This is a genomic window from Pseudomonas sp. RA_105y_Pfl2_P56 (assembly GCF_963970845.1).
Classification (GTDB): Bacteria; Pseudomonadota; Gammaproteobacteria; order Pseudomonadales; family Pseudomonadaceae; genus Aquipseudomonas; species Aquipseudomonas baetica_A.
Genome location: NZ_CAXAPL010000013.1, coordinates 38,158 through 52,022, shown reverse-complemented (window position 1 = coordinate 52,022; position 13,865 = coordinate 38,158). Strand labels below are relative to the sequence as shown.

Here is a 13,865-nt window from a genome sequence, read left to right as displayed (position 1 = left end):
CCCGACCGACGGTGCCCGGTTTAACAGCCGAATGTCCATTCCCGCGCCCCTTCGGTAGGATGGTGGGCACGTGTTCAAGGAGCGTTCAAACATGTTCATCGGCATCTTGCTGATCATCACCTGGTTGATCCTGTTGTTGCGCTATCCGGCCAAGGCCCTGCCTGTCTCCGTAGCGGCGGCTATCGGCTTGGGGTTGGTGGCGATGTGGGTCGTTTGGCTGGACAACCGCGAGGTCAAGCAATTGGCTCGCCTGGAGATGCGCATCAGCTACGCACCGGAACAATGCCCCGCGGATCGGCCGTTGCAACTGAAGATGAACAACGGCAACGATGTGCCACTGACCGAACTGCGCTGGCGCATCGGTGCCTACGCACCCGGCGACACCGTGAATCTGGCCGATAACCAATACACCGCCCCGCGTTATCGCGGCCCCGGCGAGTTACAGGCCGGCGCTGATTGGGAAGACTGCCTGCCCATGCCGCCCCTGCGCCCCGGTTATCGCCCGCAAACCCTGGAGTTTCGCGCCGAGCGATTGCAGGGCAGTTTCTCCGACTGATCCCCTTCCCCACTTTTTTGCACAAGGAATGCGCCATGCCCGTTGCGTTGATTACCGGTTGTTCCAGCGGCATTGGCCGTGCGCTGGCCGATGCGTTCAAAAGCGCCGGTTTTGAAGTCTGGGCCACTGCACGCAAGCCTGAAGACATCGCCGCGCTCAGCGTCGCCGGGTTTACCGCGATTCAACTGGACGTCAACGACGGCGCGGCACTGGAACAACTCGGCGAACGGATCAACCAGCAACACGGCAGCCTCGACGTGCTCATTAACAACGCCGGTTACGGCGCCATGGGCCCGTTGCTCGACGGCGGTGTGCCCGCCATGCAGCGCCAGTTCGAAACCAATGTTTTCTCCATTATCGGTGTCACCCGCGCACTGTTCCCCGCCCTGCGCCGGGGCAAAGGGCTGGTGGTAAATATCGGCAGCGTTTCCGGCGTTTTGGTCACGCCGTTCGCCGGTGCCTACTGCGCCTCGAAAGCGGCGGTGCATGCCTTGAGCGATGCGCTGCGCATGGAGTTGGCGCCGTTGGGCATTCGCGTGATGGAAGTGCAACCGGGGGCGATTCAATCGAGTTTCGCCAAAAGCGCCGGGCATGAGGCTGAGCAGTTGATCAACGAGCAATCGCCATGGTTTCCCCTGCGTGAAGGCATTCGCGCACGGGCCAAGGCCTCGCAGGACAAGCCGACACCGGCCAGTGAGTTTGCCGCCGGGGTCCTCAAGGCCGTGCAGCAGCGCAAGCCGCCACGCCTGATCCGTCTCGGCAATGGCAGCCGGGCGTTACCGTTGCTGGCAACGTTGTTGCCCAAGGGGTTGCTGGAATCGGCGTTGATGAAGCGGTTCGGCTTGCGCGGAAACTTTTGATTACAACTGATGAAATGGCCAAACCGGTCGATCTACGTAGAATGCGCCGCGCATGAAGTACCCGACGCTTCATGTGAACCCGAAACCCGATAGCGCATGGAGTCGCTAGGGCAAGCATCGAAGCAAGGGAATTGCTGAACACTGATCTCCCCCTCCCCGACTGTTTCCGCCCGAAGCGGTCGCTGCTTTGTTGACCTGCCTGACGCGAGCTCTGCTCACACGCATCAATTCAGATCAGGAAACATCCCTTGAAACTCTTCAACGTATTGCCTCTGGCATTGCTCACGGTGCTGGCAGGCTGCGCGACCAAAGAACTGCCCCTCAATGACACGCTGCCCAAACTGACCCTGCAAAACGTGCTGCCGGTCGTGACCGCCAACGAGCATTGCAACGCGCAGATGGACAGCGACATTCTGTATGGCGTCGGCTACCGGTTGTACGAAAACGGAGAGTACAAGGACGCCAAAACCTGCATGGTCATGGCCGCCCCCAAGCACACTCGCGCGTTTTGCTACCTGTCGATGACCACCCGCTATGACTCAACCCTGACCGCCGACCAACGTAACACCGAAGCCTTCAACTACATGGCTTACGCAGCGACGCAGAACGACTGGTGCGCGGAATACGGTATGTACGAGAGCTACAAATACGGCAAAGTCGGGACCCGGCAAGATGCTGCGCTCGCCACTCGCTGGCTGGAGCGTTCCTCGCTGCATGGCTATGCCGAATCCCAGCAGATATTGATCGAGCAATACGAGGAACTGGGTAACCTGAGCGCCGCCTACGCCTGGACCAGGATCATGGCCAAAGCCGAAGACACCACGGCGGGCGCTGACCTGAAAGCCAAGATGAACGCCGCTCAGATCGCCGAAGGCGACAAGCTTTACAGCGAACTTGTCACCCAGGTCACCAGCAAGAAAACATTGTTCGCTGAAGCACGCGAAGAAGACGTCGGACGTTACTCCGCCGATATCTATCAGAACTATCCGGACACCTTCAAGGGCATGTCATCTGTCGAGCGTTACGACTATGTGAAGCAAACCATGCGCACTGCTATCGAGCAGCCCTTCACCAAAAACCGTGGCGACGTTGTGGCCTACATCGTACTGAACCGCGCCGCTCAGTTGAAAAAGCCTGACGCGAATATCGCAACAGACCCGCGGATCGTCGCCCTCATGGAAGATCAAGCATTGTCGGTGGACGAAGCCATCGAGTCTGGACTGCGGGTAGTCAACACGTTCTACCGATAAGCTCAGTCGCGAGCAGGCTCACTCACACACAGGTCTGTGTCACACCGAAGAACCTCTGTGGGAGCCTGCTAGCGCTGGCAGCCACGCGGTCTATCCGTTATCCACAGCGTCCTGCTTCACCACCACCGTACAAGTCATCCCCGCTGCCAACAGCACCCCCGCCGGCACTTCATCAATGTGAATGCGTACCGGCACGCGCTGGGCCAGTCGCACCCAGTTGAAGGTCGGGTTCACATCGGCAATCAGCTCGCGACTTTGCGGGTTGTCGCGGTCGTAGATGCCGCGCGAGATACTTTCCACATGCCCCTTCAAGACTTCGCCGCTCATCAGTTGCATGTCGGCCTGATCACCGACGCGTACGTGGGGCAGTTTGGTCTCTTCAAAGAAGCCGTAAACCCAGAACGAGTTCATGTCGACCACGGCCATTTTCGCCTCGCCGATGCGTGCGTAGTCGCCGCGATGGACGTTGAGGTTGGTCACATAGCCGTCCACCGCTGCGCGCACTTCGGTGCGTTTGAGGTTGAGTTCAGCGGCTTCCAGTTGCGCTTGGGCGTGCTGGTAGTCAGCCAGTGCAGCGTCGGCGATGTTGCTCGCGTCGTCGCGGTTTTCCTTGGAGATCACCAGGTTGTCCAGATCGGCGCGGCGGTGGGCGTTGACCTTGCGCATTTCCCACGTCGACTTGCGCGAAGCGACCAGCGACTGCGCCTGTTTCACTGCGATGCGGTAATGCTCCGGGTCAATCTGCATGAGCAAATCACCCTTCTTCACTAACTGGTTGTCGCGCACCGGCACATCGATGACTTCACCGGTGACGTCGGCGGCGACGTTGATGATATCGGCGCGCACGCGGCCGTCGCGGGTCCACGGCGTGTTCATGTAGTGCTCCCACAGCGTGCGGCCGATCCACAACGCCAGGGCCAGCACAAGCAGGGTCGCGAGTAGGCTGAAAAACTTTTTCATCAGTACGTTCTCAACGGTAGACAGTCAGCGCCAAGGCGCCGAACAGACAAGTAAACAGACTCAGGCGCAGCAGCGCCGGGTGCCAGAAGAAGCGGTACAGATCGAACCCTGAGAGAAACCGGTCCAGCGCCCAGGCCAGCGCTGCAGCGATGAAAAACATCAGGGTCATGGTCGGCATGTACACGCCGTCGAAAGCGATTTCACGGGGCATGGGCAAGTCCTTCAGGCTTGGCTTGCGTGAGCGCAGCAAGCGGTGATTGCGGGTCGAGCAATGAGGTGCGAATGAAGTGCAGATAGCTCTTCACCCGGCGCAGCGCGGAGGTGTCGAAGTGCGGTGCGAACGGCTCATCGGTGGCCGCGACCCGGCTGATCGCGTGATCGACCGCCACCAGTGCGCGCTCCAGATTGCTTTGATTGGGCTGCAAGAACAGCCGCACCAACGCCCGGCCCATCACGCGGATCGCCTGACGCCACGGCTGCGATTCGGCATAGGCCGGGTGCACCGGCAAGATCGCCTGTTCCTTGCGCAACTCAATGATCGCGTGACCGACTTCGAGCACCACGAACATCCAGCGCAACAGGTTCTTTTGCACGGTCGGCTGGCCCGTCGCCAGACCGTAGGCCTGATGCAACAAGTCGCGGGTACGGCTCTCGAAACTCGACGCCAGGCCTTTGAGCTTGCCACTGATCGCATAGACCACCTGGCCACGCAGATCCTGCTCCAGACGCTGCCACAACCAACGGCTGTTGGGCGGCAGGATAATCGCGCCAGCCGCCGCACAGACCAGCATGCCCATGACCATGGCGATGTAGTCGTTGATGAAGGCGTACGGGTTGTAGACAGTCAGGTTGTCCGGTACAGAACCGGTGCTGAAGAAGATCAACAGACCGAGGCCGACACCGGCGTACTGCGGCCGCGAGGTCAGGAACGAGCCCAGTACGATCACCGGCGCGAGCATCACGCACAGCAACGGGAAACCGTCGATCCACGGGAAGATGAAAAACATTTCGACGAAGCCGATCAGTGCGCCGAGGAAGGTGCCGCAAGCCATTTGAAAGGCCATGCGTTTCGGGTTTGGCGTGGCGGCGGACAGGCCCACTGTGGCCGCGGCGATCAGCGTCATCGTCGCACCACTCGGCCATGCCGTCGCGACCCAATAACTGCCCAGCACGATCAAAATAAACGAGGCGCGAATGCCCGACGCCGCGGCTGCCCACCAGTTGGTTTGCGAGGTGAACGGCTCGTCCCAGCGCTCGCGTTCGTGGCGGTGATCGGCGAGCGAGGCGTGGGTCTGTGCATAACTGTGCAGGTCATCGACGAAGCGATAGAGCAACTCGTACGCGGTGTGAAAATCCAGTTGCTCGGCGTCGCTCGGCTCGCACTCCTGAAAGATTGCCCGCAAGCTGCGCACCCGCGCCGGCAAGCCTTCTTTGTAGGTCGCCAGCGCCGCGACCAGCCGTGCCGCATCGGGGCTGGTCAAGGCACGGCCACTGAAGCCATCGAGCACTTCGGCCAGATCCTGCAAACCGGGTCTGATCGCCACCACGACGTGTTCTTCGTCATAGCCACGCAAGCGTTCGAGCAACTGATGCAGCGCATTGAAACGGGTGGTGATGCCCATGAACTCACTGTTCAAACGACTCAGCCGACCGTTGCGCCGACGCATGTGCGGGTCTTCGAACACGGTCACGCTGCGCAGCCCTTCCAGGCCCACGGCTTCGGCGATGAACCGTACGTTGCTGGCTTCAAAGTCTTGCGCTTTGCTTCGCCCGCGCAGGCCATTGGTGACGAACAAGGCAAACACACCAAAGCGCTGATACAACGCGTTGCGCATAGCGGCGCTGGCGGTCTGCGGCACAATCGCGGCGCTGATCACGGTCGAGCAGACAATCCCCAGGGAGATTTCCAGCACCCGCCATACCGCCGCCATGAACGCGCCATCCGGGTGCGCCAACGCTGGCAAACCGACCATCGCAGCGGTGTAGCCGGCCAGCACAAAACCGTAAGCACGGAAGTTACGGCAGCGTGCGGCACCGGCCGAGCAGATGCCCACCCAGATTGCCAGCGAGCCGAGAAACAACTCGGTGTTCTGCGCAAACAACGCAATCAGCGTGACCATCATCGCCGACCCGGCGAGGGTGCCGAGGAAGCGATAGAAACTCTTGGCAAATACATGACCGCTCTGCGGCTGCATGACGATGAACACCGTGATCATCGCGGTGCGCGGCTGCGGCAGTTCCAGACGCATCGCCAGCCACAGGGTCAGGAAAGCGGCGAACAGCACCTTGAAGATGTAGACCCAGGTCACGCCATCGCTGCGCGCCCAGTCGAACACACCCCGGCGCCATTCCAGGGAGTAGAGCCAGCGCAGCGGGGCGGGCAAGGGAGTCATTTGATTGTGCTCAATGAAGTTCAGTCAGGTCGCAAAACATGTGGGCGCTAGCGTGCGAGTGACAGCGGTGTGTCAGTCGACGAAAAAGCCAACTGACGCGCCCTCATCGCGAGCAGGCTCGCTCCCACAACAGGTTTTGGGTTCACCGTAAAAGGGTCGGGGTTTTCGGGGCTTGGGTTTGTTCGGCAGTCGGCACGTCGTTGCCGGCACCGAGCCCGCCGCCGAGCGCGGTCACCAACTCGGCATGCGCACTCAGCCGCGCCGCCTGCACCTGCTGTTGCACCTGCTGCTGCTTGAACAGCAACGTTTGCGCGTTCAGCACGTTGAGGTAATCGGTGAGGCCCCGTTGATAGGCGATCATCGCGATGTCGTACGTTTTCTGCGCAGCGGCCACCGACTCGGCGGCGAACCCTTGTTGCTTGTCCATCGACTCGCGGCGGATCAATTGATCGGAGATGTTTTTCAGCGCATTGACCAGGGTCTGGTTGTAGTGCGCCACGGCGATGTCGTAACCGGCCGACGCTTCTCCCAATTCGGCACGCAGTCGTCCACCGTCGAAGATCGGTAACGAGATTGCCGGGCCAACGTTGTAGTTGAGCTTCTTGCCGGTCAAAAACTCCAGCGCGCCACCGCCGGTGGCCATGTAACCAAGGCTGCCGACCAGGTCGACGTTGGGATAAAACCCGGCGTGCGCCACATCGATCCCCCGCGCCTGCGCCGCCACTTGCCAGCGACTGGCAACCACGTCCGGACGCTGGCCGAGCAATTGGGCGGGCAGCGCGCCGGGCAATTTCAATGCAGCGCCGAGAGACAAGGTCGGACGCTGCAACTGCGCACCCTCGCCCGGCCCCTTGCCCGCCAATGCGGCCAGTTGATTGCGGCTCAGGGCAATTTCCTCGTCCAGCGCATCGAGTTGTCGATGGGTTTCCGGCAACGGCGTTTGGGCCTGACTGACTTCGAAGTGCGTGCCGATCCCGCCGTCCAGACGCTTGTGCGCCAGATCGAGAATCTGCTGTTGCTGTTTGAGCGTGGCGGCGACGATGTCGCGCTGGGCGTACTGCAGCGACATCTGGATGTAGGCGCGCACGATGTTGTTCTGCAACTCCAACTGCGCCAGCCGCGCCTCGGCGGCGCTCATGTGCGCCAGATCCACAGCACGCTCGCTGGCGTTGCTCTCGCGGCCCCAGAGGTCGAGCGCGTAGCTCAAACCCAGCGCAGCGTTGTTGTCCCAAGTGGTGGAATTGGCCAGATCACCGGGACCGTAGAACGGATCGGTTGGCCAGTTGTGACGCTTGAGGGTCGACTCGCCATTGATCTGCAACGACTCGGCCGCTTGCGCGACGCCTGCCAGGGCTTTGGCCTGACGCACCCGCGCAGCGGCCATGGCCATGCTCGGGCTGCCTTGCACGGCGAGGTCGATCCAGCGATTGAGTTGCGGGTCGCCGTAGGCTTGCCACCATTGTGCGGTGGGCCAGTGGGCGTCACGGGCGGCGTGGGCGATGGCCTCGTCGGTGGCCAGCGCATTGGCCTCCAACGCTTTGCCCTGTGGGGCAATTCCTTCGGTACCGATGCAGCCGCCGAGAGCCAGGGAAAAAGCCAGAACACTGAGCGGCAAAAGCGCTCTGTTGATGCGACGCGGCACAGCTGCGAATTCCTGAGAAAGGGGTATGGCGGGGAGGTGTATAGGGAACGGCGCAATTCTAGGGGGGCGACCTGGCGGCGATAAGCTGGGATTCCTGTGAATCTTTGTTACCGTTAACGAGATAATCCGTTGGTCGGGGGTCTCAGCCCCCGAAACTTCGTGTCACAATTTGCCATCTCCCTTGAGAGCACCCCATGGACACTTTGCAAAACATGCGCGCCTTCAGTTGTGTGGCCGAAGCAGGCAGCTTCACCGCCGCCGCCGTGCAACTCGACACCACCACAGCCAACGTCTCGCGCGCGGTCTCCAACCTGGAAGCCCACCTGCAAACCCGCCTGCTCAACCGCACGACACGGCGCATCGCCCTGACCGAAGCCGGCAAGCGTTACTTGCTGCGCTGCGAGCAGATTCTGGCCTACGTCGAAGAGGCAGAGGCCGAAGCCAGCGAAGCCCACGCGCGCCCTGCCGGGCAGTTGAAAGTGCACACCATGACCGGCATCGGCCAGCACTTCGTCATCGACGCCATCGCCCGCTATCGCAAGACCCACCCGGACGTCACCTTCGACCTGACCATGGCCAACCGCGTGCCGGACCTGCTCGATGAAGGCTACGACGTCTCCATCGTGCTGGCCCGCGAACTGCCGGACTCCGGCTTCGTCTCGCAACGCCTGGGCATCACCTACAGCATCGTCTGTGCCTCACCGGCCTACGTGAAAGCCAACGGCTGCGCACAAAAGCCCAGCGACCTGCTCAACCACGCCTGCCTGCGCCTGGTCAGCCCGGTAATCCCTCTGGAAAAATGGGCCTTCGACGGCCCCGAAGGCCAGGAAATGGTCACCATCAACAGCTCCCCGTTCCTGGTGAACTCCGCCGACGCCATGAAAACCGCGATCATCAGCGGTATGGGCCTGGGTGTTCTACCGGTGTACGCCGCCATCGAAGGCTTGCGCAACGGCACGCTGGTACGGGTCATGCCCAACTACCGCTCGCAGGAACTGAACCTGTACGCGATCTACCCATCGCGGCAATACCTTGATGCAAAGATCAAGACGTGGGTCGAGTACCTGCGCGGCTCGTTGCCGGAAATCCTTGCTGCACACCAGGCAGAACTGGCCGCCTACGAACTCAGCGGCAGCCTCGCCGGAGCACGCGTAGCCAACTGATTTTCAACACACCGTGAAACCTGCAGGAGCTGCCGCAGGCTGCGATCTTTTGACCTTGATGTTTAAAAATCAAAAGATCGCAGCCTACGGCAGCTCCTACATTTCGGGCTTTTCGCGGAACTTTCCGACGTGTTTTGCAGGTTGTCCGTCGGAAGTGCGGTGGATAGGCTTTGGGTGTCGCTGACGAATCAGCGACCGGGTCTGGAAAACCCGCAGGATCACAGCACATGACATAATGCCGCGCTTTTTCAGCGCCGGTTTTTGAGTTATGGCGGCTGTACGTGGGAGACCTTCGGGTCTGCCGGGTTTGATCCTTTGCCGGTTTTTCCAGTCCGCGTACAGCTGCCACCCTTTCGCCTGGAAAACGAAACATGGCAGCTCCATTTCCATCTAAAGGATCTTTGTCATGAAAAAGCACAGCCCGAATCCGCCCGGAGCGGATAACACCTCTCCCTACGAATCGCCTGATTCGAAGAAATTCCACGAAGCCGCCGAGCGAGCGCTCGACCACTACCTCAAACCCAACGCCCTGACCCTGCGCTTCCACAAACCCAGCACCATGTTTCAGGTCGCGCCGGGCCAAGACAACGAAAGCCTCCTCGTCCACGCCTGCGAATCACTGGCGCAAGCCAACATCATGAGCAGCGACATCGCCGCCTACGTCGACCTCCCCGAACGGCGTGTAATTCTCGCGATCCAGCAAATCATCATGCTCGCGGAACTGGCCGTGAATCGCGTACTGGATAACGTCGACATCCCCCAACCCGCGCCACACAGCTGACCCCTTGCAGGAGTGAGCCTGCTCGCGATTGCAGGCTCACATTCAACATCGTAGGTGCCTGACACACCGTCATCGCGAGCAGGCTCACTCCTACAATGTGAATCGCATACAACCTGCTAAAAATCGATCGGCTGTCAGGCCGCCATCGCTGGCAGGCCAACTCCACACAAAAGCAACAGCAAGATCAAAAGATCGCAGCCTTCGGCAGCTCCTACAAAGGAGGCAAGGACAACCCGCACGCGGCGAATGCCGCCCCACTCAACAGGATGAGCGTTAGCTCGGCTGCAGCTCTTGATCTTGATCCACGGGCGACGTCGGAAGGCTGAGCGGAGGGATTGATCCGGGGGTGGGAGCGCAGCGACCGTTTGGCGCAGCCAAACACATCGAAAGGAGGTGCAGCGAAGCAAACCGGAAGCGATGCCCCCGGATCGATCCCGGAGCGAAGGCACCCCGAGCCCCAGCGAGCGGGCCGCACGTAGGAGCAAGCGTTTTTTTGCTTACTTTTTTTAGGCGTTTGTAAAAAAAGTGAGTCGCCGTAAGGGCGAAACCTCAAGCCGCCATCACAAACAAACCGGATATTCACCCCACCCACCAAACCCTGGTCGGCCCAGAGGCCGCCAAGACACCCCAAAACAAAAATGTTAGCTTGCTTGGCATCAAGCCCGAACAAGAGCCAAAAACGATGAAAAAAACAGTCCTGGCCTTCAGCCGCATCACCCCGCCCATGATCGAACGCCTCCAGCAAGAGTTCGACGTCATCGTCCCCAACCCAAAAAACGGCGACATCAACGCCCAATTCAACGAAGCCCTGCCCCACGCCCATGGCCTCATCGGCGTCGGCCGCAAACTCGGCAAAACCCAACTCGAAAACGCGACAAAACTCGAAGTGGTCTCCAGCGTCTCCGTCGGCTACGACAACTACGACCTCGACTACTTCAACGAACGCGGGATCATGCTCACCAACACCCCGGACGTGCTCACCGAAAGCACCGCCGACCTCGCCTTCACCCTGATCATGAGCAGCGCCCGCCGCGTCGCCGAACTCGACGCCTGGACCAAGGCCGGGCAATGGCAAGCCAGCGTCGGCGCCCCGCTGTTTGGCTGCGACGTGCATGGCAAAACCCTCGGCATCGTCGGCATGGGCAACATCGGGGCCGCTATCGCCCGCCGTGGCCGCTTCGGTTTCAACATGCCGATCCTCTACAGCGGCAACAGCCGCAAGAGCGAACTTGAACAAGCACTCGGCGCACAATTTCGCAGCCTCGATCAACTGCTGGCCGAAGCCGATTTCGTCTGCCTGGTCGTTCCGCTCAGTGACAAGACCCGCCACCTGATCAGCCATCGCGAACTGGGCCTGATGAAGCCAAGCGCGATTCTGGTCAACATCTCCCGTGGCCCGGTAGTCGACGAACCGGCGCTGATTGAAGCCCTGCAAAACAACCGGATTCGCGGTGCCGGCCTGGACGTGTACGAGAAAGAACCGCTGGCCGAGTCGCCCCTGTTCCAATTGAAAAATGCCGTGACCCTGCCGCACATCGGCTCGGCAACGAATGAAACCCGCGAAGCCATGGCCAATCGCGCCTTGGCCAACTTGCGCAGCGCGTTGCTCGGCGAACGCCCGCAAGACCTGGTAAACCCGCAAGTTTGGCGTGGCTGAAAAAACGGGAAAGTGCGCCATGGCACTTGCCCGTTAGTTGGTTTAATACACAACTTGAAATTGAACAACAAACCTAATTAAACAACAAAATTATAAGCTCTCCGAATTGTCGAATAATCGACAATGCAATGGAGAGCTAAAACCTTGAACGCCCTGACCACCGACAGACTTATCCGTTACAGCAAAGTTATATTGATGGCTTACATCAGTTTCTTTGGCCTACTGGTGATGACTCACAACTTCACCGACTATGATTCAAACTACACTTACGTGGCGCACATCCTGAGCATGGACACCACCACTGCCAGTGACACCATCAAGTATCGAGCCATCGAGTCGCCGATGATTCATCACCGGATCTACTGGTTCATTATCACCCTGGAAGTCACGTATACAGTGTTGTGCCTGATAGGCACCTATCAGCTCTATCGCAACATCAACGCCACCGCCGAAATATTCCACGAGGCAAAAAAGTTCTCGATCATGGGCATCCTCGCGGCAATATTCATTTATTACGTGTGCCTGCAAACCGTGGGGGTGGAATGGTTTGACATGGACACTTCGCAATCATGGAATGCCAAGGACTGGGCACGGCATATCGTTGACTTCATCTTCCCTGTCATGATTTACATCACCTTGAAAGTCGAGCGCTGAAGTTCAGCGCTCGTTTTATTTCAAACCAACTTTCCCGACATCGGCGGCGCCACCGCTTTCGGTTTGCGAAACACCAGCACGTTGCCCAGCATCACTAACACCAGTCCGAACAGCGCCGGCGCCGTCCACTGATACCCTTCGGCAAACGCGGAGACGTTCAACGCCACCACCGGGAACAGCACCGTACAGTACGCGGCGCGCTCCGGCCCCATGCGCCCGACCAGCGTCAGATACGCGGTGAAACCGATGACCGAACCCGGTATCACCAGATACAGCAGAGCCCCTACATAACGCGGCGACCCGTCCATGTTGAATGGAATGCCTTTGACCAGGCACCACACCGACAACATCGCCGCGCCGTAGGCCATGCCCCAGGCGTTGGTGGTCAGCGGCTTGAGACCCGCCTTTTGTTGCAGGCTCGACAGCATGTTGCCCGCCGAGAAACACAAGGTGCCGCACAGCGCCAGCCCCAAGCCGAGCAAGGTTTGCGGACTGGCGTGATGACCGGCCAACTCCGGCCAGAACAACATGCCCAACCCGAACAGGCCCAGCGCACCGCCCATCAGCACGTTTGGGGCAATACGCTGACCGAAAAACACCCTTGCATTGAGCGCGTTCCATAGCGTGGCGGTAGAAAACACCACCGCCACCAAGCCGCTGGGAATCCACTGACTGGCGGTGAGAAAGCACATGAAATTGATGCAAAACAGACACAAGCCCTGGGCCACGCAGATCAAATGGCCGCGCCGGTTCATGGGTTGCAGTCGACGACTCAACAGCAACAGCACGAACAACACCAGCGCGGCGAGTCCAAAGCGGTAGACGATCGACACCGGGATCGCCACCACACCCAATTGCCATTTCAAGGCAATCCATGTGGTGCCCCAGATCAGCACCGTCAGCAGATACAACGACAGGTTCATGGTAAACACTCCTAGATAGGCCTTGAGTGTCAGTTGCGGCAGGTGACAAGCGCTTGCATAAACTTGCGCTTTTGTCGGGCGGCCGGCTGGCAGCGGGACGGCTACGGAGTACGATGCAAGGCGTTGAAGAGAACCGATCATGTCCGCCATCGATAACCTGCAAGTCTTCCAGGCGCTTAACCGCTCGCCGAACTCTCGCCTGCTGCACAGCGCCGAGCTCGGCGACGGTTTGTCTGCGGCCCTGTGGACCAACCACCACGACGCCCAGGAATACGAAGCACCGAGTCATCACACCCTGTCGTGCTACATCGCCGGTGGCACCGGCACGTTTCGCCGCGGTCAACCGGGGCACAAGGGTGGCCCGGACAAGTTGTGCATCCTGCCGGCCGATCACGAATCGGGCTGGGTCATCAACGGCGATATCCGCCTGGCACACTTGTATTTCAGCGCTGAACAATTTGCCCTTGGTTGCATCACCTTGCTTGATCGCGAACCGCGACAGATGCAGTTGCGCGAGCAGACCTTTCTTGAAGACCCACACCAGGCGCAACGTTTCCGACAGTTACTGACGCTGAACTGGGACGAACCCGCCGAACGTTTGCTGACCAGTAGCCTTGCTCATGAATTGATCAGCCATACCTTGCTCAGTCAGGTTGGTGTTCGTCAGGGCTTGCGCCTCAAGGGCGGGCTGGCGCCGCACCAGCGCCGACAATTGGTGGAGTTCATTGATGCGCAGTTGGCCGAGCCCATCAGCCTTGGGCAATTGGCCGGGTTGTGTGCCCTGTCGGAGTACCACTTTGCACGGATGTTTCGCGTGAGTTTCGGACTGCCACCGCATCAGTACGTGTTGGCGCGACGTCTGAGCCGGGCGCGGGAATGGCTGCGCAATACAACGTTGCCGTTGGGTGAGATTGCGCTGGCGTGCGGGTTTGCCAGCGCCAGTCATTTCGCCAATCGGTTCCGGCAGATTTCGGGCGGGACGCCCGGGGAGTATCGGCAGGCGTTTTTGCGTTAGTGCCAAAGTCT

Annotated in this window: 14 protein-coding genes; 8 read left to right on the top strand and 6 right to left on the bottom strand. The window is 59.9% G+C overall.

All coding sequences use genetic code 11. The features are described 5' to 3' along the window. Window positions 1-91: 91 nt before the first annotated feature. From AACY11_RS11360 to AACY11_RS11350, 3 genes are all read left to right on the top strand, one after another. Complete coding sequence (locus tag AACY11_RS11360; protein ID WP_339432061.1) at window positions 92-556, top strand: multidrug transporter; 465 nt, start codon at window positions 92-94, stop codon at window positions 554-556. A 35-nt stretch (window positions 557-591) separates the two neighbouring features. Next, window positions 592-1,416, top strand: coding sequence for an SDR family oxidoreductase (locus tag AACY11_RS11355; protein WP_339432060.1), 825 nt, complete (start codon window positions 592-594; stop codon window positions 1,414-1,416). A 248-nt stretch (window positions 1,417-1,664) separates the two neighbouring features. Then, complete coding sequence (locus tag AACY11_RS11350) at window positions 1,665-2,666, top strand: sel1 repeat family protein (RefSeq protein ID WP_339432059.1); 1,002 nt, start codon at window positions 1,665-1,667, stop codon at window positions 2,664-2,666. A gap of 90 nt (window positions 2,667-2,756) precedes the next feature. Here the strand turns inward: AACY11_RS11350 and AACY11_RS11345 are convergent, their stop codons facing one another. The 4 genes from AACY11_RS11345 to AACY11_RS11330 form a co-directional block, all read right to left on the bottom strand. Continuing rightward, the gene (locus tag AACY11_RS11345) at window positions 2,757-3,626 is read right to left on the bottom strand and encodes an HlyD family secretion protein (protein WP_339494785.1); all 870 of its coding nucleotides are present in this window, start codon (window positions 3,624-3,626) and stop codon (window positions 2,757-2,759) included. 10 nt (window positions 3,627-3,636) lie between these two features. Further along, window positions 3,637-3,837, bottom strand: coding sequence for a DUF1656 domain-containing protein (locus tag AACY11_RS11340; RefSeq protein ID WP_339494783.1), 201 nt, complete (start codon window positions 3,835-3,837; stop codon window positions 3,637-3,639). After that, window positions 3,827-6,019, bottom strand: a complete 2,193-nt coding sequence (locus tag AACY11_RS11335; protein ID WP_339432057.1) for an FUSC family protein — start codon at window positions 6,017-6,019, stop codon at window positions 3,827-3,829. The genes AACY11_RS11340 and AACY11_RS11335 overlap by 11 nt, the downstream gene beginning before the upstream one ends. Window positions 6,020-6,161: 142 nt before the next feature. Beyond that, entirely contained in the window at window positions 6,162-7,661 is a 1,500-nt protein-coding gene (locus AACY11_RS11330; protein ID WP_339494782.1) for an efflux transporter outer membrane subunit, read from the bottom strand. Window positions 7,662-7,855: 194 nt separating this feature from the next. Between AACY11_RS11330 and AACY11_RS11325 the strand changes: the two genes are divergently transcribed. Continuing rightward, the gene (locus AACY11_RS11325) at window positions 7,856-8,824 is read left to right on the top strand and encodes a LysR family transcriptional regulator (protein WP_339432055.1); all 969 of its coding nucleotides are present in this window, start codon (window positions 7,856-7,858) and stop codon (window positions 8,822-8,824) included. Window positions 8,825-8,920: 96 nt separating this feature from the next. On the opposite strand, the gene AACY11_RS11320 is transcribed toward AACY11_RS11325, so the two are convergent. Then, complete coding sequence (locus AACY11_RS11320) at window positions 8,921-9,214, bottom strand: hypothetical protein (protein ID WP_339465848.1); 294 nt, start codon at window positions 9,212-9,214, stop codon at window positions 8,921-8,923. Window positions 9,215-9,230: 16 nt separating this feature from the next. Between AACY11_RS11320 and AACY11_RS11315 the strand changes: the two genes are divergently transcribed. The 3 genes from AACY11_RS11315 to AACY11_RS11305 all read left to right on the top strand — a co-directional run bounded on the left by AACY11_RS11315 (window position 9,231) and on the right by AACY11_RS11305 (window position 11,916). Further along, on the top strand, window positions 9,231-9,605 hold the full coding sequence (locus tag AACY11_RS11315; protein WP_339494780.1) for a DUF6124 family protein: 375 nt from the start codon (window positions 9,231-9,233) through the stop codon (window positions 9,603-9,605). Between the two features lie 682 nt (window positions 9,606-10,287). After that, window positions 10,288-11,262, top strand: a complete 975-nt coding sequence (locus tag AACY11_RS11310) for a 2-hydroxyacid dehydrogenase (protein WP_339494778.1) — start codon at window positions 10,288-10,290, stop codon at window positions 11,260-11,262. A 144-nt stretch (window positions 11,263-11,406) separates the two neighbouring features. After that, complete coding sequence (locus AACY11_RS11305) at window positions 11,407-11,916, top strand: DUF2165 family protein (protein ID WP_339494776.1); 510 nt, start codon at window positions 11,407-11,409, stop codon at window positions 11,914-11,916. Between the two features lie 20 nt (window positions 11,917-11,936). On the opposite strand, the gene AACY11_RS11300 is transcribed toward AACY11_RS11305, so the two are convergent. Beyond that, complete coding sequence (locus tag AACY11_RS11300; protein WP_339432051.1) at window positions 11,937-12,839, bottom strand: DMT family transporter; 903 nt, start codon at window positions 12,837-12,839, stop codon at window positions 11,937-11,939. 139 nt (window positions 12,840-12,978) lie between these two features. On the opposite strand from AACY11_RS11300, the gene AACY11_RS11295 reads away from it, so the two are divergent. Continuing rightward, window positions 12,979-13,854, top strand: a complete 876-nt coding sequence (locus tag AACY11_RS11295) for an AraC family transcriptional regulator (RefSeq protein ID WP_339432050.1) — start codon at window positions 12,979-12,981, stop codon at window positions 13,852-13,854. Window positions 13,855-13,865 lie beyond the last annotated feature (11 nt).

Excerpts from the sequence above, each read along its gene's own strand:
- AACY11_RS11345 (WP_339494785.1), bottom strand. The coding sequence starts at position 3,626 with ATGAAAAAGTTTTTCAGCCTACTCGCGACCCTGCTTGTGCTGGCCCTG.
- AACY11_RS11320 (WP_339465848.1), bottom strand. The coding sequence starts at position 9,214 with ATGGAAATGGAGCTGCCATGTTTCGTTTTCCAGGCGAAAGGGTGGCAG.
- AACY11_RS11300 (WP_339432051.1), bottom strand. The coding sequence starts at position 12,839 with ATGAACCTGTCGTTGTATCTGCTGACGGTGCTGATCTGGGGCACCACA.
- AACY11_RS11360 (WP_339432061.1), top strand. The coding sequence starts at position 92 with ATGTTCATCGGCATCTTGCTGATCATCACCTGGTTGATCCTGTTGTTG.
- AACY11_RS11310 (WP_339494778.1), top strand. The coding sequence starts at position 10,288 with ATGAAAAAAACAGTCCTGGCCTTCAGCCGCATCACCCCGCCCATGATC.
- AACY11_RS11340 (WP_339494783.1), bottom strand. The coding sequence starts at position 3,837 with ATGCCCCGTGAAATCGCTTTCGACGGCGTGTACATGCCGACCATGACC.
- AACY11_RS11355 (WP_339432060.1), top strand. The coding sequence starts at position 592 with ATGCCCGTTGCGTTGATTACCGGTTGTTCCAGCGGCATTGGCCGTGCG.
- AACY11_RS11315 (WP_339494780.1), top strand. The coding sequence starts at position 9,231 with ATGAAAAAGCACAGCCCGAATCCGCCCGGAGCGGATAACACCTCTCCC.
- AACY11_RS11295 (WP_339432050.1), top strand. The coding sequence starts at position 12,979 with ATGTCCGCCATCGATAACCTGCAAGTCTTCCAGGCGCTTAACCGCTCG.
- AACY11_RS11325 (WP_339432055.1), top strand. The coding sequence starts at position 7,856 with ATGGACACTTTGCAAAACATGCGCGCCTTCAGTTGTGTGGCCGAAGCA.
- AACY11_RS11335 (WP_339432057.1), bottom strand. The coding sequence starts at position 6,019 with ATGACTCCCTTGCCCGCCCCGCTGCGCTGGCTCTACTCCCTGGAATGG.